General features: G+C 38.4%; 21 protein-coding genes. All 21 read right to left on the bottom strand.

The window, feature by feature from the left end; translation table 11 throughout:
* Positions 1-125: 125 nt before the first annotated feature.
* The 21 genes from AN394_RS19205 to AN394_RS19105 all read right to left on the bottom strand — a co-directional run bounded on the left by AN394_RS19205 (position 126) and on the right by AN394_RS19105 (position 23215).
* Positions 126-1082: a DHHA1 domain-containing protein gene (locus tag AN394_RS19205; RefSeq protein WP_055022300.1), complete on the bottom strand. Its 957-nt coding sequence runs from the start codon at positions 1080-1082 to the stop codon at positions 126-128.
* Positions 1083-1189: 107 nt separating this feature from the next.
* The gene (gene cysC / locus AN394_RS19200) at positions 1190-1789 is read right to left on the bottom strand and encodes an adenylyl-sulfate kinase (protein ID WP_054563587.1); all 600 of its coding nucleotides are present in this window, start codon (positions 1787-1789) and stop codon (positions 1190-1192) included.
* A gap of 84 nt (positions 1790-1873) precedes the next feature.
* Positions 1874-2221, bottom strand: a complete 348-nt coding sequence (locus AN394_RS19195) for a four helix bundle protein (RefSeq protein ID WP_054563586.1) — start codon at positions 2219-2221, stop codon at positions 1874-1876.
* A gap of 362 nt (positions 2222-2583) precedes the next feature.
* Entirely contained in the window at positions 2584-4311 is a 1728-nt protein-coding gene (locus AN394_RS19190) for an SLC13 family permease (protein ID WP_055022299.1), read from the bottom strand.
* A 29-nt stretch (positions 4312-4340) separates the two neighbouring features.
* A complete protein-coding gene (locus AN394_RS19185; RefSeq protein ID WP_055022298.1) occupies positions 4341-5639 on the bottom strand; it encodes an oligosaccharide flippase family protein in 1299 nt (432 codons plus the stop codon).
* A 51-nt stretch (positions 5640-5690) separates the two neighbouring features.
* Entirely contained in the window at positions 5691-7091 is a 1401-nt protein-coding gene (locus AN394_RS19180) for an undecaprenyl-phosphate glucose phosphotransferase (protein ID WP_055022297.1), read from the bottom strand.
* Positions 7092-7100: 9 nt separating this feature from the next.
* The gene (gene rfbD, locus AN394_RS19175; protein ID WP_055022296.1) at positions 7101-7979 is read right to left on the bottom strand and encodes a dTDP-4-dehydrorhamnose reductase; all 879 of its coding nucleotides are present in this window, start codon (positions 7977-7979) and stop codon (positions 7101-7103) included.
* Entirely contained in the window at positions 7980-8513 is a 534-nt protein-coding gene (gene rfbC, locus AN394_RS19170) for a dTDP-4-dehydrorhamnose 3,5-epimerase (protein WP_055022295.1), read from the bottom strand. It lies immediately after the preceding gene.
* Between the two features lies 1 nt (position 8514).
* Positions 8515-9393: a glucose-1-phosphate thymidylyltransferase RfbA gene (gene rfbA / locus AN394_RS19165; RefSeq protein ID WP_055022294.1), complete on the bottom strand. Its 879-nt coding sequence runs from the start codon at positions 9391-9393 to the stop codon at positions 8515-8517.
* A gap of 12 nt (positions 9394-9405) precedes the next feature.
* Positions 9406-10473 carry a dTDP-glucose 4,6-dehydratase gene (gene rfbB / locus AN394_RS19160; protein WP_055022293.1) on the bottom strand — a complete coding sequence of 356 codons (1068 nt, stop codon included), beginning with the start codon at positions 10471-10473 and terminating at the stop codon, positions 9406-9408.
* A gap of 13 nt (positions 10474-10486) precedes the next feature.
* On the bottom strand, positions 10487-11590 hold the full coding sequence (locus AN394_RS19155; protein ID WP_055022292.1) for a DUF1972 domain-containing protein: 1104 nt from the start codon (positions 11588-11590) through the stop codon (positions 10487-10489).
* 2 nt (positions 11591-11592) lie between these two features.
* The gene (locus AN394_RS19150; protein WP_055022291.1) at positions 11593-12699 is read right to left on the bottom strand and encodes a glycosyltransferase family 4 protein; all 1107 of its coding nucleotides are present in this window, start codon (positions 12697-12699) and stop codon (positions 11593-11595) included.
* Positions 12696-13940 (bottom strand): O-antigen ligase, encoded by a 1245-nt coding sequence (locus tag AN394_RS19145; RefSeq protein WP_055022290.1) that lies wholly within the window; start codon positions 13938-13940, stop codon positions 12696-12698. The genes AN394_RS19150 and AN394_RS19145 overlap by 4 nt, the downstream gene beginning before the upstream one ends.
* On the bottom strand, positions 13930-14814 hold the full coding sequence (locus AN394_RS19140) for a glycosyltransferase family 2 protein (protein WP_055022289.1): 885 nt from the start codon (positions 14812-14814) through the stop codon (positions 13930-13932). Before AN394_RS19140 ends, AN394_RS19145 begins: the two co-directional genes overlap by 11 nt.
* Positions 14807-15760, bottom strand: coding sequence for a sulfotransferase (locus tag AN394_RS19135; protein ID WP_055022288.1), 954 nt, complete (start codon positions 15758-15760; stop codon positions 14807-14809). Before AN394_RS19135 ends, AN394_RS19140 begins: the two co-directional genes overlap by 8 nt.
* Positions 15753-16604 carry a sulfotransferase gene (locus AN394_RS19130; RefSeq protein WP_055022287.1) on the bottom strand — a complete coding sequence of 284 codons (852 nt, stop codon included), beginning with the start codon at positions 16602-16604 and terminating at the stop codon, positions 15753-15755. Before AN394_RS19130 ends, AN394_RS19135 begins: the two co-directional genes overlap by 8 nt.
* 1 nt (position 16605) lies before the next feature.
* Positions 16606-18036 carry a sulfate adenylyltransferase subunit CysN gene (cysN, locus tag AN394_RS19125; protein WP_055022286.1) on the bottom strand — a complete coding sequence of 477 codons (1431 nt, stop codon included), beginning with the start codon at positions 18034-18036 and terminating at the stop codon, positions 16606-16608.
* A 61-nt stretch (positions 18037-18097) separates the two neighbouring features.
* Positions 18098-19012: a sulfate adenylyltransferase subunit CysD gene (gene cysD / locus AN394_RS19120; RefSeq protein WP_055022285.1), complete on the bottom strand. Its 915-nt coding sequence runs from the start codon at positions 19010-19012 to the stop codon at positions 18098-18100.
* 382 nt (positions 19013-19394) lie between these two features.
* Positions 19395-21635, bottom strand: a complete 2241-nt coding sequence (locus AN394_RS19115) for a polysaccharide biosynthesis tyrosine autokinase (protein WP_055022284.1) — start codon at positions 21633-21635, stop codon at positions 19395-19397.
* Positions 21636-21649: 14 nt separating this feature from the next.
* Entirely contained in the window at positions 21650-22084 is a 435-nt protein-coding gene (locus AN394_RS19110) for a low molecular weight protein-tyrosine-phosphatase (protein WP_055022283.1), read from the bottom strand.
* Between the two features lie 12 nt (positions 22085-22096).
* Positions 22097-23215 carry a polysaccharide export protein gene (locus AN394_RS19105; RefSeq protein ID WP_055022282.1) on the bottom strand — a complete coding sequence of 373 codons (1119 nt, stop codon included), beginning with the start codon at positions 23213-23215 and terminating at the stop codon, positions 22097-22099.
* Positions 23216-23468: the final 253 nt, after the last annotated feature.

Here is a 23468-nt window from a genome sequence, read left to right as displayed (position 1 = left end):
AGCTAGGAGCTAGGAGCTAGGAGCTAGGAGCTAGGAGCTAGGAGCTAGGAGCTAGGAGCTAGGAGCTAGGAGCTAGGAGCTAGGAGCTAAAAGATGCTAGTGGCTAGGGTGCCACTAGCAAGGGTTTAGTTATAAAAATTAACTAGAGTAGTAATAAACTGTTCAACTTGTTGTTGCTCTAGTTCATTAATACCTGCCGCTGCTGCGCGGCCGCCGCCGGTGGCAAATTGACTGCACACATCAACAGCACCTTGTTTATTATTAAGTGGCGCTCTTACACTTACGGTATAGCTTCCTTTATTATTATAGGTAAGTACTGCATGGGCTTTATTAGGTGCTTGGTTTGCAAGGTCGTTACCTAATACGCCACTTACACGGCGCGCCCATGGGGCGTCATCAAGTAAAATAACCTTTGCTGTATCGCAATTATGTAAAACCTCAGCGTCAGCCGCTTTTTGCATATCAGCTTTGTAAGCTTTTTCTAATACGTAATAAACCGACTCTTGGTCATTAATGGCATCAAGCGGTGACTTATATTTTAGTAGCTCGTCAAATAAATCTGCTGGCGCGAAGTGCAAATCAGCTACCTCGCTACCATAGCCGTTATAGTTAATATACGTGCCAAATGCTTTAAGTTGTGACTTTTCGAGGTCTGTTAAGCCTAGTTTATCGGCTTCGCTGTCAGCTTTTGCAAATAAATTATCGCCATAAGCAGCTGTGATAGCCCATAAGTGATATTGCTTATCGATAAGGTCACTCACTATTAAGCTCGTACACATGTTTGCATCTAAATCGATATGAGCAAAGAGGTTAGCGTGGTTTGGAATATCACCCGCTTTATGATGGTCTACATACATAACACGTGCACCTACGCATAGAGCGTCGTGCAACTCTGCCATGTTTTTTTCCATCGAAATATCGAGTACACGAATATTATCACCGGCTTTTGGGGTAATTTTTTTTAGTAGTTGAATATCACGTTTTACACCGGTTACTTTAACGCTCTCTGTTGGGTTGGCGAGCTGTAACTGTAAAAGTGCAATGATGCCATCGGCATCACCATTAAAAATATCGTAGTTCATAAAATCTCAAAGAATAATAGAAGGTAGAGATTAGAAATCAGATTGCAGATGTTAGAAGTTAGACGTCAGAGATTAGATATCAGATTTTAGACGTCAGGTTTCTGGCTCTAGATTTCTATAATCCCTGCTTCGCGTAAATAACCAATAATTTGTTCAACACTTTGCTCAATGCTTTGCTCAGCTGTTTTCACGTGAATCTCTGGTTGCTCTGGTGCATCAAACGCAGAGCTGATACCTGTAAAATTAGGGATCTCACCTGCACGGGCTTTTTTGTATAAACCTTTAGGGTCACGGCTTTCGCAAACCTCTAACGGTGTATCAATAAATACTTCTACAAATTCACCCTGGTTCATAATGCTGCGAGCACGAGCACGGTCTTCTTTAAATGGTGAAATAAACGCCGTTGATACAATTAAACCTGCATCAACAAACAACTTAGCTACTTCGCTAATACGGCGAATATTTTCAATACGGTCTTCGTCGCTAAAAGTTAGGCCCTTGTTTAAGCCCATGCGTACATTGTCACCATCAAGCAGGTAAGTATGGCAACCTAATTCAAATAACTTAGCCTCAACCGCATTCGCAATGGTCGACTTACCAGAGCCACTTAGTCCTGTATACCAAAGTAATACCGGCTTATGCCCCTTATGTTGTTCTTTTTCAGCACGCGAAACAGTTTGATCGTGCCATACAATGTTCTCGGTCATGGTACCTCTTGGGTTCAGATTTCAGATTTCAGATTTCAGATTTCAGATTTCAGATTTCAGATTTCAGATTTCAGATTTCAGATTTCAGATTTCAGAGTCAAAACGATTCTTTAAACTTGTCAGCATAGCAGCTAACTCTTTTGACTCTGCAATCCAGCTTAAAGCAACTTCACGCTCTATATAACCAACCTCTGAACCAATGTAAATTTGAGTTCTAGCTTCAGCTAAAGAAGCTCTCGCAATATCAATAAAGCGACTCTTTTCTTTAAAGCTGTCTCTACAGACTCCCTCTGCAATATTACTTGGCACTGAAAGGCCTGAACGAGTAAGTTGGCTCCTGAAAGCATAATCATTTAATTGAGAAGTGGTTTTATAAATTTCTGCACTTAATTTAACAGCTCTTTTCCAAACATCTAACTTTTCAAAATTCATCGCAGCTCAGCTCCTTCTGATATCTGACTTCTAATATCTTACCTCTATAAAGTTCGATTTAAAACGTAAAACACAGTGCATTTACTTTAGAATACTGAGAGGTATGTGATAAGGAACGATGGGCAGAACTTTATATTTGTATATTTCACATGCTAATCGTGATGACTTCTTCCACACATCCATTTGTTCAAATTTCATAATTAGTCCCTTCGCCATTAAGTGAAATCCATTCACAACTAAACCTTATCGCAAAATAAACCTAGCGCCTAGAGCCTGAAGACATATTTCTACCTAACGCCTAGCGTCCTAGCGCCTAGAGCCTAGCACCTAGCTCCTATTACATAACCCCTAGCGTCTTATACCTAAAACGGAAAAAACACAGGTATCAGGGTCAGTACCACCAGGCTGTAAGTGATTGAGATCGGTAGGCCAAATTTTATGAAGTCGGTTAGTTTGTAGTTGCCGGCGTTATAAACCATTAGGTTAGTTTGGTAGCCGTAAGGGCTAATAAAACTACCACTCGCGGCAAAAGCGACTGCAAGTACAAATGGCATGTAACTTACGCCTAAGCCTTGAGCAATGGTAAATGCAATAGGGAATGTAAGCGCTGCTGCTGCGTTATTAGTTATTAACTCTGTAAATAACAGAGTAAGTAAAAATACACCAATAAAAGCTATATAAACACTTTGCCCGGCAAGTAAGCCTTCGACTTGCTCGGCTATTAGTTTAGATACACCTGAATTATCAAGCGCTGTAGCTAATGTTAAAGCACTCATTACAATAAGCCAAAGCTCTAACGGAAAGCGTCGCTTAATTTCGTTTAGCGATAAACAACGGCAACCCACCAGCACAGCTAAGTAAAAAATAAAGCTTTTTAATAAACTAACATCAAAAATTAACGAGCCCGCAATGGTTGCCAGAAAGCCCCAAGTAACAATGCGCTCTTTAAAGCCTTTAAGCATGTTGTCGGCTTTAACACCGCTAAGTATAAAAAAGTTTTTAGTTAAGTTAGTACGTTTTGCAAAGTCAGGGCCAACGGCAAGAATCAAAAAGTCACCACTTTGAATGGTAATATCGCCCAGCTTACCCGAGAGCTTTTCACCTTCGCGGCGCACTGCAACTACAGCGGCATCGAACCTTGCGCGAAAGCCCGCAGTTTTTAGGGTTTTACCTACCACTGCCGCACCCGGTTTAATAACGACTTCGGTTAAGTTATCGCGTAGTAAACCATCTTGCTCTGCAAATAAACTTAAACCTTCAAATTGCTGCAGCACCAGTACTTTAGTAACATCGCCCGAAAAAATAAGTTTATCGCCTTCACGGATCATCTGCGTTGGCGCTACGGGCGAAATTAAGCGGTTATCGCGAACCACTTCAACTAAAAATAGTGACTCTAAGCTACGTAAGCCATTTTGCTCTACTGTTTTACCTATCAGCGGTGAGCCAGCATTCACTTTAGCTTCTACAAAGTAATCGCTAGTAGTCTCATCTTTACATACTTTACCTTTTAAGCGGTTTATAGTGAGTGCCATTACCAATACACAAGCAGCGACGGCAGCTAAGCCTATAGGTAAAAAGTCAAAAAATTTAAAGCCCTCGGCACCGCGTTCAATCAGCATAGAGTTAACAATTAAGTTAGTTGAGGTGCCAATTAACGTGAGGGTTCCGCCTAAAATAGCGGCATAAGAAAGGGGCAGTAAAAGTTTGGTTGGGGCAATGAGCTTATTATTTTTAACTGGGCTAATTAAAGTAGCAACCACCGCGGTATTATTTAAAAAGCCAGAAGCTACAATCGTTGCCAATAAGGTTCTGATATAAGACTTAACCACAGAGCCATTAAATAAAACATTGGCCAGTTTTCGTAAAAAGCTGGTGCGCTCAAAGGCAAATGCACAAACAACCAATAAGAGCAGTGTTACCAACCCAGGGTTTACTGCATTATTCAGTAATTGTTCGGTAGAAACCAAGTTTGTAGCAAAGCACAACAAACAAGCGGCAGCAAATACACGCTCAGGAAATTTTTGAAATTTAATTAAGCCTACAATGGTTGCAATAAAAATAACCAATATAAACCATTGCTGTAAAATCATTCAAATATCCCTATTCGTAGCTCGCCTAATCATATCTTTTGCCAAAACTTTAAGGTGTTAAACCCTAATCTTTTTTTAACAAAATACACTGCCAGTAAGTTTTGCAGGCTAATAAAAAACGCTGTAGCCGATGCAGCACCGATAACACCGAACAGTTTCGTAAAAATGGGTACGCTAATTAAAACACCAAAGCCACTAATGAGAGTAACTAAACGCATATCACGCTCATGGCCGCTCATCATGAGTAAAAAGCCAACCGAGCCTGTTACTACATTAACTGCTTGACCTAAAACTAAAATTTGTAAAATTAGCGTTCCTTGCCTAAACTCTTCACCAAAAAGCCCCATTAAAAAATCAGGAAATATCAGCATAAATAGCACGATGGGTAATGCACTTAAAACTAATAGGCGAACAGAGAATAGCGCAGTTTTACGAATACCTACATCATCCCCCTTGGCATGAAAGGCCGAAAATTTTGGTGCAACAACTAAATTTACCGCCATTAGAATAAACGAGGTTAACATAGCAATACGTTGGGCAACGCTAAAAAAAGCAACTTGCTGAGCAACTAAAAATACGCCAATAATTATAGGTGCGCACCATTGCACAGATTGGTTCATCATCATAATGATCCAGTTAGGTCTTGCGCTATACCAAAGCTGTTGAGGGTCTGGCTTTTCACCATTACTATTTAAGTTTTTTATACTTAACCAATAAAAAAAGCTGGAGCTTACTCCAAGTGATAAACTAAAATAAAGCGAAACAGCACTTGCGGATTTATCACTAAATATAATTACTGCTACGCCACACAGCATTAAGTGAGCAATGTTTTGGCACGGGATACTAGCAATAAGTTTATGGCGAGCCTGCAAGCTCATTGCTACTAAAAATACAATACTCAAGCCAACTATTGCTGGGGCAATTAATTGTAACGTATCAGTTAGCTCAGGCATTTTGAATACATTTTCAGCGAGCCAAGATGCAAATGCATAAGTAGTGGCAGTAAATATTAATGCAATCGGCAGAACATATTTAAGTGCAAAATTTAATATGGCTTTAACAGTGTAGCCATTATCAGCATCCGCTGATGTAAAGCGCAACACAGTATTGTCAAAACCAAGCCTAGCGACGCTTGAAAACAGCATAACTAATGCTAAACCTAAAAAAAAATAACCGGCCTGCTCTGCTCCAAGCTGCCTTGCTATAACAATGTTAAACAAAAAGGCCATACCGGCACCTAAAACTCTAATGGTAAGTGCTATAGCAGCATTAATTGCGGTATGGCGGTGCTCAGCGTCGCGCAAAACAGCTTTAATTTTATAAAGCATTAAATTCTCGGTAAGTTTGAAGAGTTAAAAAAGAAGAATACCTACTAAAAGTTAGTAGGCATTTTTATTCACAAAGCCTTTAAAAATAGTTAAAAACACTATTTTTAAATCGAAGAACAATGACCAGTTACGAATGTACTCTAGGTCAAACTCTATGCGTTTTTCCATTTTATCTAATGTATCGGTTTCGCCGCGCCAACCGTTTATTTGTGCCCAACCAGTAATGCCTGGCTTAACCTTATGGCGTAGCATATAGCCATCAACAAGTTTACGATATTCTTCGTTATGAGCTACAGCATGAGGCCTTGGGCCTACAATCGACATTTGCCCTTGCAATACATTAATAAACTGCGGTAGTTCATCTAGGCTCGTTTTACGAATAAACTGGCCTATTGGTGTAAAGCGAGAATCATTTTTTGTGGCTTGGGTTACTTTAGCGCCATCTTCCATTACGTTCATCGAGCGGAACTTCCATACCTTAATCGGTTTACCATCAATACCATAACGGTTTTGTTTAAAGAACACAGGCCCTTTAGAAGTAAACTTAACCGCAAGGGCTAACCCAAGTAAAACAGGGGATATCATTATTAAAATAAGTGTAGAGAGTATAATATCTTCAATGCGCTTAATAATGGCATTGCTACCATCTAGCGGTGAATCATAAATACTTATAGTAGGTATACCCATAATAGTATCGCTACGTGAGTGCAATAACTGATAAGTAAATACATCTGGCACTATATAAACACTTGCAGTGCTGTCAGCCAACTCTTTAACTAGCCACTTACGGCGCTCATAAGCTTGCGGTGGTAGTACAATATAAACACGATCTATACCACCCTCTTTACAATCAGCTACTAGCTGCTCTAAATTACCAATTGTTTGCGCCGCAACTAATTTTTGCTTTGGTGCTGCGTCATCGTAATACCCACCAAAAACTAAACCAAAACTTGAATTAGCGATAATATTATTTGCTAGTTGTTGACCTAACGTCCCCGCCCCTGCAATAACAACCGAACGGGTATTAATCCCCTGTGAGCGAAGACCTCTAAGAATTAAACGCAGTACAACGCGATATACACACAACGAAACTAATACAGATACAAACCAGTAAAACTGAAGGCCTTCGGGGTTTAGATATTGCGGTGCTAAAAAGTTGACACTTAAAAATAAAATCGCCGCACTAACAAACCAGTGCGAAATAGTCTTTTTAAGTTCTTTGTAAATAGAGAGCCCACGCCAAGATATATAAAGCTTGTCGAGCTCACTCGTAAAGTGAAATAAAAACACAGACAGTAGTGCCGCGGTTGTGTGCTGCAGCAGCCAAGGCAGCCCTTGCAATGCAACGGTGCCCCACAAGCAACCGACAATAATACTAATATCCAAAATTCTTTGAATAAATGCAACAATTGTTGCGTTACTTTGTAAAATCCCTGAGTTCTTATGCGGCATTTTGTTCTTCTACTTGTTAAGCTTTTTTATTACAGTTTTTAGTGAGTCTTGCCAGTGACTAGCATTAGGCAAGTTTAATAAAGATAGCCTATTATCCTGCATAACGGAATATTTAGGTCGCTTTGCTGGTGTAGGAAACTGCTCGGTCGTTAATTTATTCAATTTAGGTATTGAAAAGTCGGCATTTAATTTAGCTTTAACTGCAAAAATTGATTCTGCAAATTCATACCAAGAAACAGCTTTATCGCCACAAAAATGGTAAAGCCCATAATCGTTAAAATCACCACTTTCGATACGCGTCACTAGAGCAACAATCAAAGTAGCTAAATCACCAGCGTAAGTCGGGCAGCCATGTTGATCAGCGACTATACCTAACTCATCACGCTCGCTAGCTAAGCGCAGCATAGTTTTCACAAAGTTATTGCCGTATTCACTAAATACCCATGCAGTACGAATAACAATATGCTTTGAGGTAATCGCCTTAATAGCCTGCTCACCAGCTAGTTTTGTTTGCCCATATACCCCTTGCGGCGATGTAGCGTCAGTTGGTATATAAGGCTCAGTCGCATTTCCATCAAAAACATAATCGGTAGATACATGAATTAACGGTATATCAAGTATAGCAGCGGCATATGCTAAGTTTTCTGGGCCTTTGCAGTTTACAGCATGTGCCAGTTCAGGCTCACTTTCGGCTTTATCAACCGCCGTATAGGCAGCGCAATTAACAATTACATCAGGTTTAAATGTATTAACCACTTTTTGCACTGCAGCTTTACAGGTAATATCTAGTTCTTTACTCGATAAAGCAGTCAGCTCTATAAAATCACTTATGCAATCTTGAAAGCAAAGGCCTAACTGGCCATTTGCTCCGGTAAGAAGTACCTTCATTTATAAGTCCTTTAATAATCCGGCTTCTAAATCTTTAGCTGATAAAGATGGCTCAAAATCAATTGGCCAATCTATGGCTAAGTCTGGGTCATTCCAGCAAATAGCACCTTCATCGCTTGGGTCGTAATAGTCTGTGCATTTATATTCAAAATCAGCAGTTTCGCTAAGCACTACAAAGCCATGAGCAAAGCCCGGTGGTACCCAAAATTGCTTTTTATTATCGCCTGTTAAAAGTACCCCTTCCCACTGACCGAAGGTTGGCGAGTCTTTACGAATATCGACCGCTACATCAAACACTTCGCCAGTAACAACGCGTACTAACTTACCTTGAGGCTTAGTTTTTTGAAAATGCAACCCTCTTAAAACCCCTTTGCAAGAACGGCTATGGTTGTCTTGCACAAACGCTAGGCCATCACCAATAACACTTGCATAACGCTCAGCTTGAAAGGTTTCTAAAAAAAAGCCTCTATCGTCACCAAACACCTTTGGCTCAATAATTTTAACTTCAGGTATTTTTGTATCTACAACATTCATTTTATTTATCTTTTACTAAATTTAATAAATACTGACCATAACCGGTCTTTTTAAGGTTATTGCCTGCATTTAAAACTTGCTCTTTACTTAACCAGCCTTTTTGTAAAGCAATTTCTTCAAGGCAAGCAACCTTTAAACCTTGGCGGTGTTCTATTGTTTGTACAAAATGACCAGCCTCAATTAAAGAGTCATGAGTTCCTGTATCTAACCAAGCAAAACCGCGCCCTAAAACATTTACGTTTAAGTCTCCGCGATTAAGGTAAACGTTATTTACATCTGTAATTTCAAGTTCACCACGAGGCGATGGTTTAATATTACGAGCAATTTCTACTACATCGTTATCGTAAAAATAAAGACCTGTTACGGCATAATTTGATTTTGGCTGTGCTGGCTTTTCTTCAATGCTGGTAGCAATGCCATTTTCATCAAAGTCAACTACGCCAAAACGTTCAGGATCTGTTACATGGTAGCCAAATACAGTAGCGCCGCTGTCACGAGATACAGCTGACGCTAGTTGCGAACCAAAGCTTTGCCCGTAAAATATATTATCGCCTAAAACTAGGCAAACATTGTCGTCGCCAATAAAATCAGCACCAATAGTAAAGGCTTGTGCTAAACCATCAGGGCTTGGCTGTACGGCATAACTAATGTTAATACCAAACTGGCTACCGTCAGCTAATAAACGTTCAAATGCAGGCATATCTTCAGGGGTAGAGATAATTAGCACATCTTGAATACCCGCCAGCATTAATACCGAAAGCGGGTAAAAAATCATTGGCTTATCGTAAATAGGTAAAAGCTGTTTTGACACACCTTGAGTGATTGGGTGCAAACGGGTACCAGAACCACCGGCTAAAATTATTCCTTTATATTTTTTCATTTTATTCTTCCTTTATTTTGTATTTTCGCCAATGCGGTCAAGTTTGTAGTCGCCATTTAATACACGCTGCCACCAGTTCGTATTAGCTAGGTACCACTCAACAGTTTTACGCATACCTGTTTCAAAAGTTTCTTCAGGTACCCAGTTTAGCTCTTGTTGCATTTTGGTAGCATCAATTGCATATCGTACATCGTGGCCTGGACGGTCTTTTACAAAGGTAATAAGGCTTTTATAATTAGTGATACCTTCAGGTTTATTAGGTACAAGTTCTTCAAGTAATTCGCAAATAGTGTGAACAACTTCAATATTTTGTTTTTCGTTATGGCCACCAATATTGTATGTTTCGCCTACTTTGCCTTCGGTTACTACCTTGTAAAGAGCGCGCGCGTGGTCTTCAACAAATAACCAATCACGAATTTGTTTACCATCACCGTAAACAGGCAAAGCCTTGCCATGTAATGCATTTAAAATAACATGCGGAATAAGTTTTTCAGGGAAGTGGTAAGGCCCATAATTATTTGAACAATTAGTTACCACAACAGGTAAACCATAGGTTCTACCCCACGCTCTCACTAAATGGTCAGATCCAGCTTTACTCGCCGAGTAAGGGCTGCTAGGCGCATAAGGTGTTTGCTCGGTAAATAGGTCATCGGTACCTTCAAGGTCACCATATACTTCGTCTGTTGAAATATGATGAAACTTAAACTTAGCTTGCGTATCAGCAGTTAAATTTTGCCAATGGTGCCTTGCACATTCCAACATATTAAATGTACCAATTACATTGGTGTTAATGAAAGCACCTGGTCCTTCGATAGAGCGATCAACATGGCTTTCGGCTGCTAAATGCATTACTAAATCAGGCTTATATTGGTCGAACACTTGTTTAAGCGCTTGGTAGTCACAAATATCAACTTGCTGAAAAATATAGCGCTCAGATTGCAATTCAGGCGGAATTGACTCTAAATTGCCGGCATAAGTAAGTGCATCTACATTAATAACTGTATTATTTGTATTTTCAAGAATGTGCCTTACCACAGCGCTACCAATAAAGCCTGCACCACCTGTTACTAAAATATTCATCTACTGAAATCCATTATTTTAAATATTTACTTAAAAGCGTTTCGTATTGGGTTAATATATTTTCCCACTGAAAGCTGTTTAAAAATTGCTGTTTGGCAGCGTTACTTTTTTCTGTTACGAACGCATCATCTAAGTATTGTTGCTCAAAAAAACTAGCCAAATGGGCTTTGTCTTTAAAATAAAAAGCGCCGTCACCAGCAACCCAACGGTTAAAGTGGTTGTCGTGAGCAATAACGGCGCAACCCGCTGCTAAGCCTTCAACCAGTGATGGGTTAGTGCCACCTACTTGGTGACCATGCACATAAAAACGTGCATAAAAACGTAGTGCTGCAACTTTTTCGGCCTCGTAAATAGCGCCAGGAAAAATTACATCATTACTTGCAGCTGCTAGAACTTTTTGATGATATGGGTTTGAATCTAAAAACTTACCTAACACCACTAATTTATGGCTACGTGGCTTGGCCGAAAATGCTTCGACGACCTCTAAAATCGAGTTTTCGGGTTCTGGGCGTGCAATAATAATCGCATACTCATTTTTTACTAACCCGTAATCAGCTAACACAGCTTCGTTAGCTTCACTTACATCAGGGCCGCCGTATGGGATCATAGTGATTTTATCGCGCGATACACGTGTTGCTAAATGATCTTCTATTCGAGGGTGATCTGCCACTAAGTGATTACCAAACCAGCAACCAAAACGCTCGTTTAACCAAAACCACGTTTTTGCGATTTTGCCCCATTTTTGGCGTTTCCACTCGATGCCGTCCATATTTATAACATTGGTAATACCATATAGGCGCTGAATAATATTAAAACACGCTGTATTGTAGCCAAGTGTTAAGTGCAAGCCCTTATTTTTACGCGCATGCCATACCGATTTTAAGTCAAAAATAATAGTCCCTAGTGGGCCTTCATTTTTAACTGGTATATGAATACGCTTAACGCCTTGCCATTCGCTTTCATACATTTCACCTTCGCCATCTTCTTGACAGTAAACTGTTACTTGCCAACCTCTAGCGATTAAAAATGGGCATAAATATTCTGCAAAAGTTTCAAATCCACCATGCCCAGCTGGAACGCCTCTAATTCCCAGCACTACTAATTTTCTTTCAAACATTTTTAAATAAACCTAGAATTAAGATATGCATCATAAGTCTTTGATGCAGCTAAGGACCATGTGAAGTTTTCAGAGATGAAGGTCGATTGAGATTCTTTGTTAGCATTCATTGCGGACTTTATAGACTTATTGATCGATTCTGAGCAACCCGGCTCGCAAAAAAAAGCTTTACCGTCAAAGTAGTCAAGTGTATCACCAGCTTTTGTGACGACTATATTACATCCAAAATACATAGCTTCTAAAGAAACTAATCCTGTTGTTTCAAACCATGATGGGAGTACATGTACTTTAGCAAGTTTAAATATTTCAAATAACTTTTCTTGAGGCATAAAATCGATAAACTCGACGTTAGAATCAGCAGATTGGACGCAAGAGTTGAAATACTTAGGCTGGTTTACAGCTCCTTTGCCTATAATAAAAGTTTTATATGGTTCACCATGTACAGCATTAATTAGATCTAACTGACCTTTTCTAGCCTCTATACGCCCAACGCACAGTATACAATCTTTAAATTTGATAATTTCATCTTCAGTTAAGATATTTTTTGAACTATTTTTTTCAATTTTAATGTCAATTCCATTAGGGACAACATAAAACTTGTTCTTCACTTTATAATCAACAAATATCCTAGATGCTTCAGAATTTGAATTAGGTAAAATCAAGTCAACAGAGCCTAATAGCTTTTTAATACTTCCTTTATGACCACGAAAAATATATTGTTTAGATACCTTTTTTTTCCCAAGCACAAACTTCATAATATTTTTTATATATTCAAACCCATCTCGACCTAAAAAGTTTAAAATTAGCTTTATAAAAAAATTATAATTTGATTTTGCGAATGGAAAGTAATCAACATAAATTGATGATAAGTATATTTTACTAAACCCATATTTTAGAACATCAATATACTCAGCGACATCTACCATCCCAAATATATGTAATGCATCATACTGTTCTGACTTATTTTTTAATTCATGAAAATCTGTAAAAATATCAATTTCTAAATTGTGATTTAATTCTAAATATCTCTTGGTTTTTTTTAGCTGTACAGTATCTCCACCAGGATCACTTAACAAACTTCTTCTACCTAAAAATGCTATTTTTTTCATTTACATTCCTTCCCGTACGTATTGGCATAAAGTAAAAGAGCAACAATCATAAATAGCCAAGGGGTGAAATAACTTAAAAACAAAGTACACGTATAAAAAACAGTCAACGCAGTTACGCAAGCATAGACGGTAATATTAGAACTATTGTAATGGGAAATAAGTTTATAAAATATATACACATACAAAAGTAAACAAAAAATACCAGACTCCACTAAAATCTCTATCAAATTAGAGTGAGCAGCAAGAGAGTCTATTTGATTAGCCCTCCAACTATCAACATACCCATACAATATTGCACCTTTATCATAAGTAACATAATTACCTGGCCCAATTCCAAAAAATGGCGAATCAAGCCATAAATTAATCCCAGAAAACCAAGTCAGTAGCCTAGATAGAGCACTCAAAGACTCATCATCTTTTTGGGCTATCAGATCGATATTAGTTGCGAAGTCAAAATAACTAAACAATATAATGAAGGCTGGTAGTAATAATACATAAGAGAATATAAAAAACTTACCAAAATTACCTTTGTAATAATTTAGGAGTAAGATAAATGAGTTTGCTATAACAAAGGCCAAAATTCCGCCTCTAGAACCTGTTAAGAACATAAACAAAAAAGCTAAAGCGGTTATGAAATAGGTTGAATAAGGTATACGCTGCCTCGTTCCTTTTTCATAAACTAAAATATACGCAATAGATGTTGCTAAAAAGCAAGAATAGAAATTTGGGTCCCAAAAGAATGAGTTAACTCTTTGAAATGATAAGCTCAAGAGGGTCCTTACTTCAGGACGATAAGCAAGTTCAGGAAAGATAACCTGGGTAAGAGCAACAAGAAATGAAATTAAAAGCAATAATTTAAGCGAAAAATTAAACGACTCGGAAGCTATATTAACTTTATGTCTATAGTAAGCGGAATATATAATATAACAAATTATAACCACACAAATATTTGATGTAAAATAGGCCCATCTTTTGATAGAGTAAGCAATATCTTTACTTAACATAGCAGATGCAAAATAGAAAATTGATAGCAAACTAAACGCAACTAAAACCTTTAAAGACAGAGTATTAAAAGCAGGCTTGTTAAATAATGAGAAACACAAAGACAACAGCAATAGAGGTACAAAAAACAACCTAAATATATCCAAGTAAATCCCTGCAAAAGGGATTAGTTCCTTTGTCCAGTCATTTAATATAAAAACAAAACTAATAAATATAAAAAGTAAGCTTTTATTTTTCATTGTAAATAGCCAAGCTAAATAGCGAAATATAAAAACCAATAGCATAAACCATTGATATCAGTGCCTTACTAGGTGAAAGTATTGAATAAAAAGGTTTAACTGCAGGTTTTAAAAGTTGTAAAACAAATTCCTTCTTTGTGAATAGTTGTTTATTTTTAAACAAGCAATATACCTTACCACCTGAATAGCTATAATTTCTTCTTAAAGTATCTATAGTCAATTTGCTTTCTTTAGCAGGGTGGTATACAAAAATTTTAGGGATGGAAAGACCAAAAAGGTTTAAATCTAACAGTTTTAATATTAAATCCTCCTCTTCTGCAGAACCATAGCGTGTACCGCTACCGACACCTAGAACCTCATCAAAATTAACACCATTTTCAAAGCACCGTCCTCTAAAAAAGAAAGTAAAAGAACAGCCACGAATATTATTTTTAATTATTTGATGGTAATTTTCGTACACAGGAATTAGTGAATCCCCAGTGATAAAGTCTTTTGTTTGCGTACTAACAAAATCAATATTTTTATTAGAGTTAAAAAAATCAGCAACTCCTCTTAATAAAAGCTTTGAATAAACACAATCATCATCTGGAAAAGAGACTATATCATATTCCGAAAGTCTAAGGGGTAGCATCTTCATTCCATAATTTCTTGCCCTAGATAACCCACAAAAATCAACTTTGCAATACAGAATATTTATATTCTCGTAAAACTTTAGCGCTAAAACTTTATTTTTTAAAATATCATCTTTATTTTGATCGACTATAATCAAGTCACAAAGTAAGTCATTTTCTATATTTGTGTTTATTGAATCTAAAGCAGCTATTACCTCTTCAGTCCTTCCTAATGTACAAAGTATCAAAGCAACTTTATTCATTATTGCTCCTATTTAACTTTCTAAAATACAACCTGCTTTTTACATATCCAACAAGCTCAATTAACATTGACGGAACTAAGTCAACCACACGAAGAGTTTTAGTTTCAGTAATTAGCTCATAGTTAAAGTATTCTAAACACTCTCTGGCAAAAGATGAGTTTTCAAATTCATTTATTTGTTTTTTATTTAATTTGTCTTTCCACTTATTTAATGAAGTAAGAGTTATCCCCTTACCAACATAAGCGTGTTGACTTTTAGTAAATGAAGGTAGTTTTAGACTGCCTCCAAGTAGCATATCACTCGTATAATTCAGCCCAACCTTAACGCATAAAGAGCTTATTTCATCACTTTGATTTAATAGTATATCTTCATATCTAACAGTAACTGTCGATGAGCGATAAAGCTTTTCTAAATATATTCCTTGAAGTACTTTTTGACTCCAAAAAACTGAACAAAAGTGTGGGGTGCTAGGCCCCCAAGGGAGTTGAGACAACGAAGTTAAAACAGCCCTTCCGTCCCTAACTATATGCACAAATTTACAATCAGGAAAAATCAATTTCCAATAGTGAGACATAAATAAATTATCAGGAGTATGATCTATCCAAGTAAGTTCATTTAGTTCCCCCTGAATATTATGCTTCTTAATATATAATGATAATATACATAAGATAAACTCTTTTAAATCTCTATTCGTTTGGTATGTAGATTTATAGCCTTCAATCAAATCTTCTTTATTAAGATCCCAAGTCGCTAGTCTTCCATTAGTATTTAAAAATGCATCAAAAGAAGGAAAGTTATGAAGCCTATCCAACTGGTGTAATCTGAATAAGTCATGAAAAAAGTGGCTTTCAGGGGTTGTAAATGCAGCCTTCGCCCCCCCCAAGATATCCCCCAAAAAAGTAGTACCAGACCTATCACAACCAATAATAAAAATAGGATCATTCATACCTTTTTCCCCATGAAAAATCCATACCTGTAATTTTCTTTAATTCTCTATAATCACTTTCAAAATAGTTTATTAAGTTTAACTTCTCACTATCACCCATATCAAATTTTGACTTCTTTATATTGGTTAGGTTTAGCTTATATATTTGTCTAGAAAATATATTTGGGTGTCCAAGTGCACGGTCAAAAAATTTACAGAGGTGACCTAAAACTGAGCTCTTTGGATACATTGCTTTGTTCATTTCACTACTGCTCTGTTTTAAAGTGAAGGTTTCTCTATTAATACCAAGAAAGTCACAAACTCCATTTAAAACAGATTGAGGGTCATGCTTAAGTTTCTCAAAGTCAATACAATGTACGTTACTATTCCCAAAGGTGTTGTAATAAACTTTTAGATACTTACTATAAAGGCCTCTCTCCTTGTATGAGTAGTGCTGAAAATTTAATATATTATTACATGCAACTCTTTCATGATCTAAGGCTAAAGAAAATGACTTAGTTTCCCAACCAAATTTTAGCTCATGTAAGTAGTGAGAGTATGCTCTTTCTACTGGATCTCTAAGTACAACAAGTAACTTAATACGCCCAAGAGCATCATGAATTCGCTCTGCACATTTAGGGTGATTTAGGTAAAATGGCGTAGCCTCAATTTTAATATCTGCATTTTCCACAGAAAACTTTTCACTATACCATTTTAAGCCTTTATTATAGTTATTCTCATCATCAAAAAAATGCAACTCCTTAGGTGAAGAGCCCGAAACTTTTGAATGTTGTACTAAATAGTTAAAAAGAGCCGTTGTTCCTGCTTTTTGAGCACCTATTATTATGCAGTTAGGTAATTCCATTTTAAATAACCTTACATCCCCATTCAGGGTAGTGCTCACTTATATATTTATTCAAAGCTTTTTCAGCTTCCGTGTAAACAGGAGTTTCAAGGTTTGTGGTCCAAGATTCTGCCTCAGTATTTGAGATCATACCCGCGCCAACTGTTACATTGGTTAAACGGTCAATAATGATGAATGATCCAGTACCTACCACTTGTTTGTATTGGTCAATCACCACTGGGGCAGATGTTTCGATGGTACAATTAGCAATCTCATTTAATTGTAATTCGCTGGCATCAATTTGCTCTAGGGTATTTACATCAATACGGTGGTTAATATTACTGATTTTACCAAAGGTATTTTTAGTACCAATTTTTAGCTCGTACTCTTTACCTGGCTGCATAGCAGCGTCGGCCATCCACACTATTGTTGCAGCAAAGTTTGAGCTAGTTGTTGGTAGTTGTTTTTGGTCTGTACTTGATTTAACAATGACATCACCGCGCGAAATATCAATTTCGTCTTTTAAAGTAAGTGTAATTGCTTGGCCCGCAAAAGCCGTTGGTAAGTCGCCATCGGCAGTAACAATACGCTCTACTGATGATGTTTTACCCGATGGGAATGCTGTAATTTGGTCGCCAACATTAATAATGCCGCTGGCAATGGTGCCACAAAAACCACGGAAATCTAAATTAGGGCGATTAACATACTGTACAGGTAAGCGGAAGGTATCTAGGTTTTTATCATCACTAATGGTTACTGTATCAAGCAACTGCATTAATGTTGCACCTGGGTACCAGTCTAGATTTTCGCCTTTATCTACAACGTTATCGCCTTTAAGTGCCGAGATTGGCACAAAGCGTACATCAGGAATATCTAATTGCTCTGCAAAGGCTTTGTAATCAGCTTTAATCTGGCGGTAAACGTCTTGACTATAATCAACTAAGTCCATTTTATTAATGGCTACAATTACGTGCTTAAGGCCAAGCAGTGATGCAATATAGCTGTGGCGTTTAGTTTGTGTTTGTACACCTTTACGGGCATCAATCATTACAATGGCTAGGTCACAGTTAGATGCACCGGTTGCCATATTACGTGTGTATTGCTCGTGCCCTGGGCAGTCAGCAATAATAAACTTACGCTTTTCAGTTGCAAAATAACGGTAAGCTACGTCAATAGTTATACCTTGCTCACGTTCTGATTGTAGGCCATCTACCAGTAATGCTAAATCGAACTCTTCGTCTGTGGTATTGAATTTTTTTGAATCGCTTTTAATAGCCGCCATATGATCTTCAAAAATTAATTTTGAGTCATGTAATAAACGGCCGATTAATGTTGATTTACCGTCATCAACATTACCACAAGTTAAAAAGCGCAGCAGATCTTTGTTTTCGTGTTGTTTTAAGTAACCTTCGATATCTGTTTCAAGAAGGTTTGGGGTAATTTGTTCAGTCATTATAAATCCTTTGAAAATGGAAGTTGTTAGTTATCAGAAGTCAGATTTCAGTCGCTTTCGCTTAGAAATAGCCTTCCATTTTCTTTTTCTCCATAGAGCCAGATGAATCGTGGTCGATTACACGGCCTTGGCGCTCTGATGTTTTTGTAAGTAACATTTCTTGAATGATTTCTGGTAGCGTTGTTGCGTTAGATTCAACCGCACCAGTTAGTGGGTAACAGCCAAGGGTTCTAAAGCGTACCATTTTATTCATTGGTACTTCGCCTTCTTCAAGTGGCATACGTTCGTCATCAACCATAATTAATGTACCGTCACGTTCAACTACCGGGCGCTCTGCTGCTAGGTAAAGTGGTACAATGTCGATGTTTTCTAGGTAGATGTATTGCCAAATATCAAGCTCAGTCCAGTTACTTAGAGGGAATACACGAATACTTTCGCCTTTGTTTACCTTACCGTTAAAGGTATTCCATAACTCTGGGCGCTGGTTTTTAGGGTCCCAACGGTGGTTTTTATCGCGGAATGAATAAACACGCTCTTTCGCACGTGATTTTTCTTCGTCGCGGCGTGCACCACCAAATGCCGCATCAAACTGGTATTTGTCTAGTGCTTGTTTTAAGCCCTGAGTTTTCATTATGTCGGTATGCTTTGCACTACCATGGGTAAATGGGCCAACGCCTGCATCTACACCTTCTTGGTTAATATGTACCAATAAATCAAAACCTAGCTTTTCAGCCATTTTGTCGCGAAACTCGATCATTTCTTTAAATTTCCATGTTGTATCAACATGCATTAAAGGGAACGGTGGTTTAGCAGGGTAAAACGCTTTCATTGTTAAATGCAGCATTACTGCAGAGTCTTTACCGACAGAGTAAAGCATTACTGGGTTATCAAATTCGGCAGCAACTTCACGAATAATGTGAATAGATTCAGCTTCTAGTTGCTTTAGGTGAGTCATGCGGGCTTGGGAGATTTCCATTTTTACTCCATGAAAGTATGCTAGGTTTCGAAGGAAAGAAGCTAAAAAGAAGTCAGAACTTAGATATCAGAGGTTAGACGGGAGATATCAAGTGAAAGATATCAGAGGTTAGATATCAGAGGTTAGATATCAGGTTTCAGATATCAGTTTTAGATATCAGATGTCTGTTTTCGGATATCGGTGCTTTGATTTCAGAAGTTAACTTCGATCACCGAGATTATTTAAAATTTTTTATTTAACACTAGGTTCTAGGTTCTAGGTTCTAGGTTCTAGGTTCTAGGTTCTAGGTTCTAGGTTCTAGGTTCTAGGTTCTAGGTTCTAGGTTCTGCAACACGCTTTTCGTGGTGACAATTAAGTCAAGTAGAACCTAGAACGTATTTAATTACTTATCAGATTTATATTCGTAGTTGTAGTAACCGTAGTAACCGTATGCATTGCTTGCTTTACGTACTACACCATTAAATACAACACCTTTTACGTCTATGCCGTTTTGCTCAAAGCGGTTACGAGTAAGTTCAATTTCACGTAAATGGTTTTGGCCAAAGCGTGTAACTAATAATGTACTGCCGGCATGGGCACTTACAATTGCAGGGTCGGTCACCGCTAAAATAGGAGGCGTATCAACAATAACAATATCGTACTTGCCACTTACCTCTTCAACCATTTTGCTAAAGTTACTATGCATTAATAGTTCAGATGGGTTTGGTGGTATTTGACCACGGGTGATTACATCTAGCCCTTCAACTTGTGACTTTTTAGTCACTTGCTCAAGATTTAAACGGCCCGATAATAAATCGCTTAAACCATCGTCCCACTTCATACCGAACTGAGTTTGTAAGTAACCTTTACGCATATCGGCATCGATAATTAGTACTTTTTTACCGCTTTGTGCCAGAACTGTTGCCAAGTTTACCGAGATAAACGATTTACCCACACCTGGGCTTGGGCCTGATATTGCAATAATATTGTTTTTAGCCTCCATCATTGCAAAGTGTAAGCTAGTGCGCAGGCTACGTAGTGCTTCAATCGATAAATCAGCTGGGTTATCTACCGCTAGTATCGACTTAGGCTTATCTTTTACCTTACGTGCACGGTTAAAGCCTGTGAGCTTATCTTGGAAATCTGAATAAGGTACCGATGCATAAACAGGTAAGCCTATGCTCTCTATCTCGGTTGGGTCTTCAACGCCACGGTGCATTGCTTTTTGAATTAGCACAATTGCTACAGCCAAAAAACCACCTAATAAGGTTGCAACAACAGCGACAAGGGCTTTTTTAGGCTTAACAGGCTCTGTTGTGTCTACCGCTGCAGCATCTACCACGCGAACATTACCTACAGTACCGGCACGTACAATATCAAGCTCTTGTGTTTTACTTAGTAAAAGCATATAAATTTCGTTGCCTACTTCTACATCGCGGGTTAAGCGTAATAGCTCTTGCTGTGTTTCTGGTAGGTTACCCACTTTAGATGTGAGTTCGTCTTTTTCTGATTTTACAGATTCAATTTGCTTTAAAACGCCTTGGTATGCAGGGTGCTCACGCTTAAACTTACGGCTTAACTCTAAGCGTTTAAGTTCAAGCTCTTGTAAAGTTGTTTCTAGCTCTACAATTTGCTCAAGCACGCCTTGTGTTTCAAGGCTAATGTTTACCGAGTTACGTTGCTTTTGGTAGTCGTTAAAACGTTGCTCAGACTGTTCAAGCTGCCTTTTAACTTCTGGTAATTGTACTTCTAAAAAGTCTAATGACTTTTTAGCTTCTGCACTATTACGCTCTACATTACGGCGTACATAGATATCTGCTACTTTATCGAGCACCTTTGCTGCGTGTACTGCATCTTTATGCTCAAAACCCATCGCTATAATGCCTGAGTCTTTGCCTTTTTCACTCGCACCTATCTCTTCTTGTAACTCAATAATAGTTCTATAGCGGTTATTTTTAACAAGAGTAAACTCAGTACCCGGGCGTGCATTTAAATCACGAATTGTTAACTCGTAGTAACCTGCTGCTTGCTCTTTACCTACAACGCCTTTTAAAACAGAGTCACCTTCAGGGTTAAAAAGCTCATAGCTTTTATTTTCACCAATTACTAATTCAAACGCTTCGCCTTCAAACGCTTTAGGTACATTAAACCTAAATACATTAATTGTCTCGCCACCCCAGGCGTAGCTACTCAGACCTAAAAAAGGTTCAGCAATGTCGCCTTCGGATTCAGCAACAAAGCTGCGGTAAACTTTACCACCAATAATTGGGAATAATTTAGGCTCAGCAATAATATTTAGCTTTAAGGTATCGACTGCTTCGCCAATCACCGAGCGCGACTTTAACAACTCGATTTCGGTTACGGCTTCGCTGCTGCTTTCAAACATACCTGCCATATCATCAAGACCAGGTACCGACGGGCTGCTTTCTTCAACTTGAACTAATGCAGTTGCTTTATAAATCGGCGTACTTAATACCGCAACGGCTACGCCAATAATGGCAAATACAGCGGTTACTATAACGATAAACCATTTACGGTCGAGTAATGCGCCTAGTAATGCGAGTAAGTCTATTTCTTGCGATTGCGATTCTTGACTTCTATTTTGATTTTTATTTGCTGCTAATGCAGTGGGCTGAGCATTCATCTACTACCCTTTCCTTATAAATACTTTTGCCAAGCGCTACAAGCGCTATCGATTAATGCGTAAACGTGCTCAAAAGCCTCTTGGCTTTGACGGTATGGGTCAGGTATTTCTTTATCGCCAACCCATTTACCTAGCAAAAATGTTTTACCACGCGCTTGCGGGTAGCGAGAGCACAAGTCGTTTATATGACGCTGCTCCATCACTAAAATAACGCTATGCTGTGCAACAAGGGCTGAGGTTATTTGCCTGCCCTGATGCTCGCTCATATCAATACCATGTTGCGTTGCAATTTGCTGTGCTTGCGCATCTGCGTGCTTGCCTTCAAGGGCCGTTAAGCCCGCTGAAGACACGCTAACATTTTTACCTTGAAGTTTACTTTTTAATACATATTCAGCGGTTGGGCTACGGCAAATATTGCCAGCACACACAACCAATACAGAATCAAACATACAACTTAACCCCTAGTTTGACCCTGTAACATCATCAATTGCATTAACTGAACTGACCGATGGTAGTAATAAGCTGATTACACGGTTCCAACGCGCTAGCGGTGCTGAAGTTACATACACAATATCGTGCGGCTGTAATTCAAACTGCTCAGCAAGCACCAATGCCGCAACATTTTTAGCATGTAGTTGGTAAACATCAGCAATAATGCCGTCGGTTTCTAAGTTGCGTTTACGTAATACAAATACGCCATTTGCATCTGCCGTATTTTCGTTTAAACCACCTGCATCACTTAAAGCTTGCGCTAAATTTAAACCATAACGATTAACACCCACTGTACCAGCGCGTTTTACATCGCCTAATACAAACACTTTTTGCATGTCGTTGCGGTTAACATGCACAATATCGCCATGTTTTAATAAACGGTTTTGCGAGATATCGCCATGGGCATAAAAGTCATCAAGCTGAATCACTTCGGTTTTGTCGCCACGGGTAAATGTAACTGTGCGCCAATCAGCGGCATCTGTTAAACCGCCGGCTTGGTTAAGTGCATCAATTAGTGTAAGCGGCACTTCGGTTACAGGGAGTACCCCTGGGTTGTTAACCTCACCTGTTACATAGGCTTTTTGGCTTCTAAAGCCAACAATTTTAATATCTACTTGAGGGTCTTCGATTACGCGGCTTAAGCGCTTAACAAGCTCTTTATGAACTTGCTGTACTGTTTTACCAGCAGCTTGAATATCTGGAGCGTAGGCAAAGGTAATGGTGCCGTCGGCTTGTACACGGAAGCCGTCGAACTCAGCAGTACGTTGTACTGCAGCAGGAATTGTTAATTCAGGATGATCCCATACGCCGATCGTGATTACATCGCCAACACCTAATTTGTACTGGTAATCAGAGGTGTCGATGCCATCAAGGCTTGATGGTAATGCTGGTTTCGCTTTACTTTGCTTTTGTTGGTTAATTAGAGAAGAGTCGATGATTTGGATATTAACTTTATCGAGCTCCTTCTCAAGATTATCTATTTGTTCGCCCGATTCGATTCCTTCAAAATGGCTACCGGGGATGATTGTACAGCCAGTCATTGCTAGTAACGCAAATGACGTTACAATTGTTTTACAGCTAAGCGCCATTGTTATTTCCCAAATAATTATTCTTAAAACGTCCAGTTAAAATAAAACCACAACTGTTTATTTTTACGCTGCCTAATTAAAGCATGGCATTACAAGGTTCGCAAGACTGAGTGTTTAGTAAACGCTCACTTGTGACAGGTTTTTGCAAAATAGTTAATGAATACTTCTAGGTTCTAGGTTCTAGGTTCTAGGTTCTAGGTTCTAGGTTCTAGGTTCTAGGTTCTAGGTTCTAGGTTCTAGGTTCTAGGTTCTA

Source organism: Pseudoalteromonas sp. P1-26 (assembly GCF_001401795.1).
In the GTDB taxonomy this organism is placed as follows: domain Bacteria; phylum Pseudomonadota; class Gammaproteobacteria; order Enterobacterales; family Alteromonadaceae; genus Pseudoalteromonas.
This window is presented reverse-complemented; position numbering and strand designations above follow the sequence as displayed.

What these genes read in the sequence shown, in the direction of transcription:
- rfbA (WP_055022294.1), bottom strand. Translation starts at nt 9,393, where the DNA reads ATGAAAAAATATAAAGGAATAATTTTAGCCGGTGGTTCTGGTACCCGT.
- AN394_RS19155 (WP_055022292.1), bottom strand. Translation starts at nt 11,590, where the DNA reads ATGTTTGAAAGAAAATTAGTAGTGCTGGGAATTAGAGGCGTTCCAGCT.
- cysC (WP_054563587.1), bottom strand. Translation starts at nt 1,789, where the DNA reads ATGACCGAGAACATTGTATGGCACGATCAAACTGTTTCGCGTGCTGAA.
- AN394_RS19205 (WP_055022300.1), bottom strand. Translation starts at nt 1,082, where the DNA reads ATGAACTACGATATTTTTAATGGTGATGCCGATGGCATCATTGCACTT.
- cysD (WP_055022285.1), bottom strand. Translation starts at nt 19,012, where the DNA reads ATGGAAATCTCCCAAGCCCGCATGACTCACCTAAAGCAACTAGAAGCT.
- AN394_RS19115 (WP_055022284.1), bottom strand. Translation starts at nt 21,635, where the DNA reads ATGAATGCTCAGCCCACTGCATTAGCAGCAAATAAAAATCAAAATAGA.
- AN394_RS19180 (WP_055022297.1), bottom strand. Translation starts at nt 7,091, where the DNA reads ATGCCGCATAAGAACTCAGGGATTTTACAAAGTAACGCAACAATTGTT.
- AN394_RS19190 (WP_055022299.1), bottom strand. Translation starts at nt 4,311, where the DNA reads ATGATTTTACAGCAATGGTTTATATTGGTTATTTTTATTGCAACCATT.
- AN394_RS19135 (WP_055022288.1), bottom strand. Translation starts at nt 15,760, where the DNA reads ATGAATGATCCTATTTTTATTATTGGTTGTGATAGGTCTGGTACTACT.
- AN394_RS19105 (WP_055022282.1), bottom strand. Translation starts at nt 23,215, where the DNA reads ATGGCGCTTAGCTGTAAAACAATTGTAACGTCATTTGCGTTACTAGCA.
- rfbB (WP_055022293.1), bottom strand. Translation starts at nt 10,473, where the DNA reads ATGAATATTTTAGTAACAGGTGGTGCAGGCTTTATTGGTAGCGCTGTG.
- AN394_RS19140 (WP_055022289.1), bottom strand. Translation starts at nt 14,814, where the DNA reads ATGAATAAAGTTGCTTTGATACTTTGTACATTAGGAAGGACTGAAGAG.
- rfbD (WP_055022296.1), bottom strand. Translation starts at nt 7,979, where the DNA reads ATGAAGGTACTTCTTACCGGAGCAAATGGCCAGTTAGGCCTTTGCTTT.
- AN394_RS19130 (WP_055022287.1), bottom strand. Translation starts at nt 16,604, where the DNA reads ATGGAATTACCTAACTGCATAATAATAGGTGCTCAAAAAGCAGGAACA.
- AN394_RS19145 (WP_055022290.1), bottom strand. Translation starts at nt 13,940, where the DNA reads ATGAAAAATAAAAGCTTACTTTTTATATTTATTAGTTTTGTTTTTATA.
- rfbC (WP_055022295.1), bottom strand. Translation starts at nt 8,513, where the DNA reads ATGAATGTTGTAGATACAAAAATACCTGAAGTTAAAATTATTGAGCCA.
- AN394_RS19150 (WP_055022291.1), bottom strand. Translation starts at nt 12,699, where the DNA reads ATGAAAAAAATAGCATTTTTAGGTAGAAGAAGTTTGTTAAGTGATCCT.
- AN394_RS19195 (WP_054563586.1), bottom strand. Translation starts at nt 2,221, where the DNA reads ATGAATTTTGAAAAGTTAGATGTTTGGAAAAGAGCTGTTAAATTAAGT.
- cysN (WP_055022286.1), bottom strand. Translation starts at nt 18,036, where the DNA reads ATGACTGAACAAATTACCCCAAACCTTCTTGAAACAGATATCGAAGGT.
- AN394_RS19110 (WP_055022283.1), bottom strand. Translation starts at nt 22,084, where the DNA reads ATGTTTGATTCTGTATTGGTTGTGTGTGCTGGCAATATTTGCCGTAGC.
- AN394_RS19185 (WP_055022298.1), bottom strand. Translation starts at nt 5,639, where the DNA reads ATGCTTTATAAAATTAAAGCTGTTTTGCGCGACGCTGAGCACCGCCAT.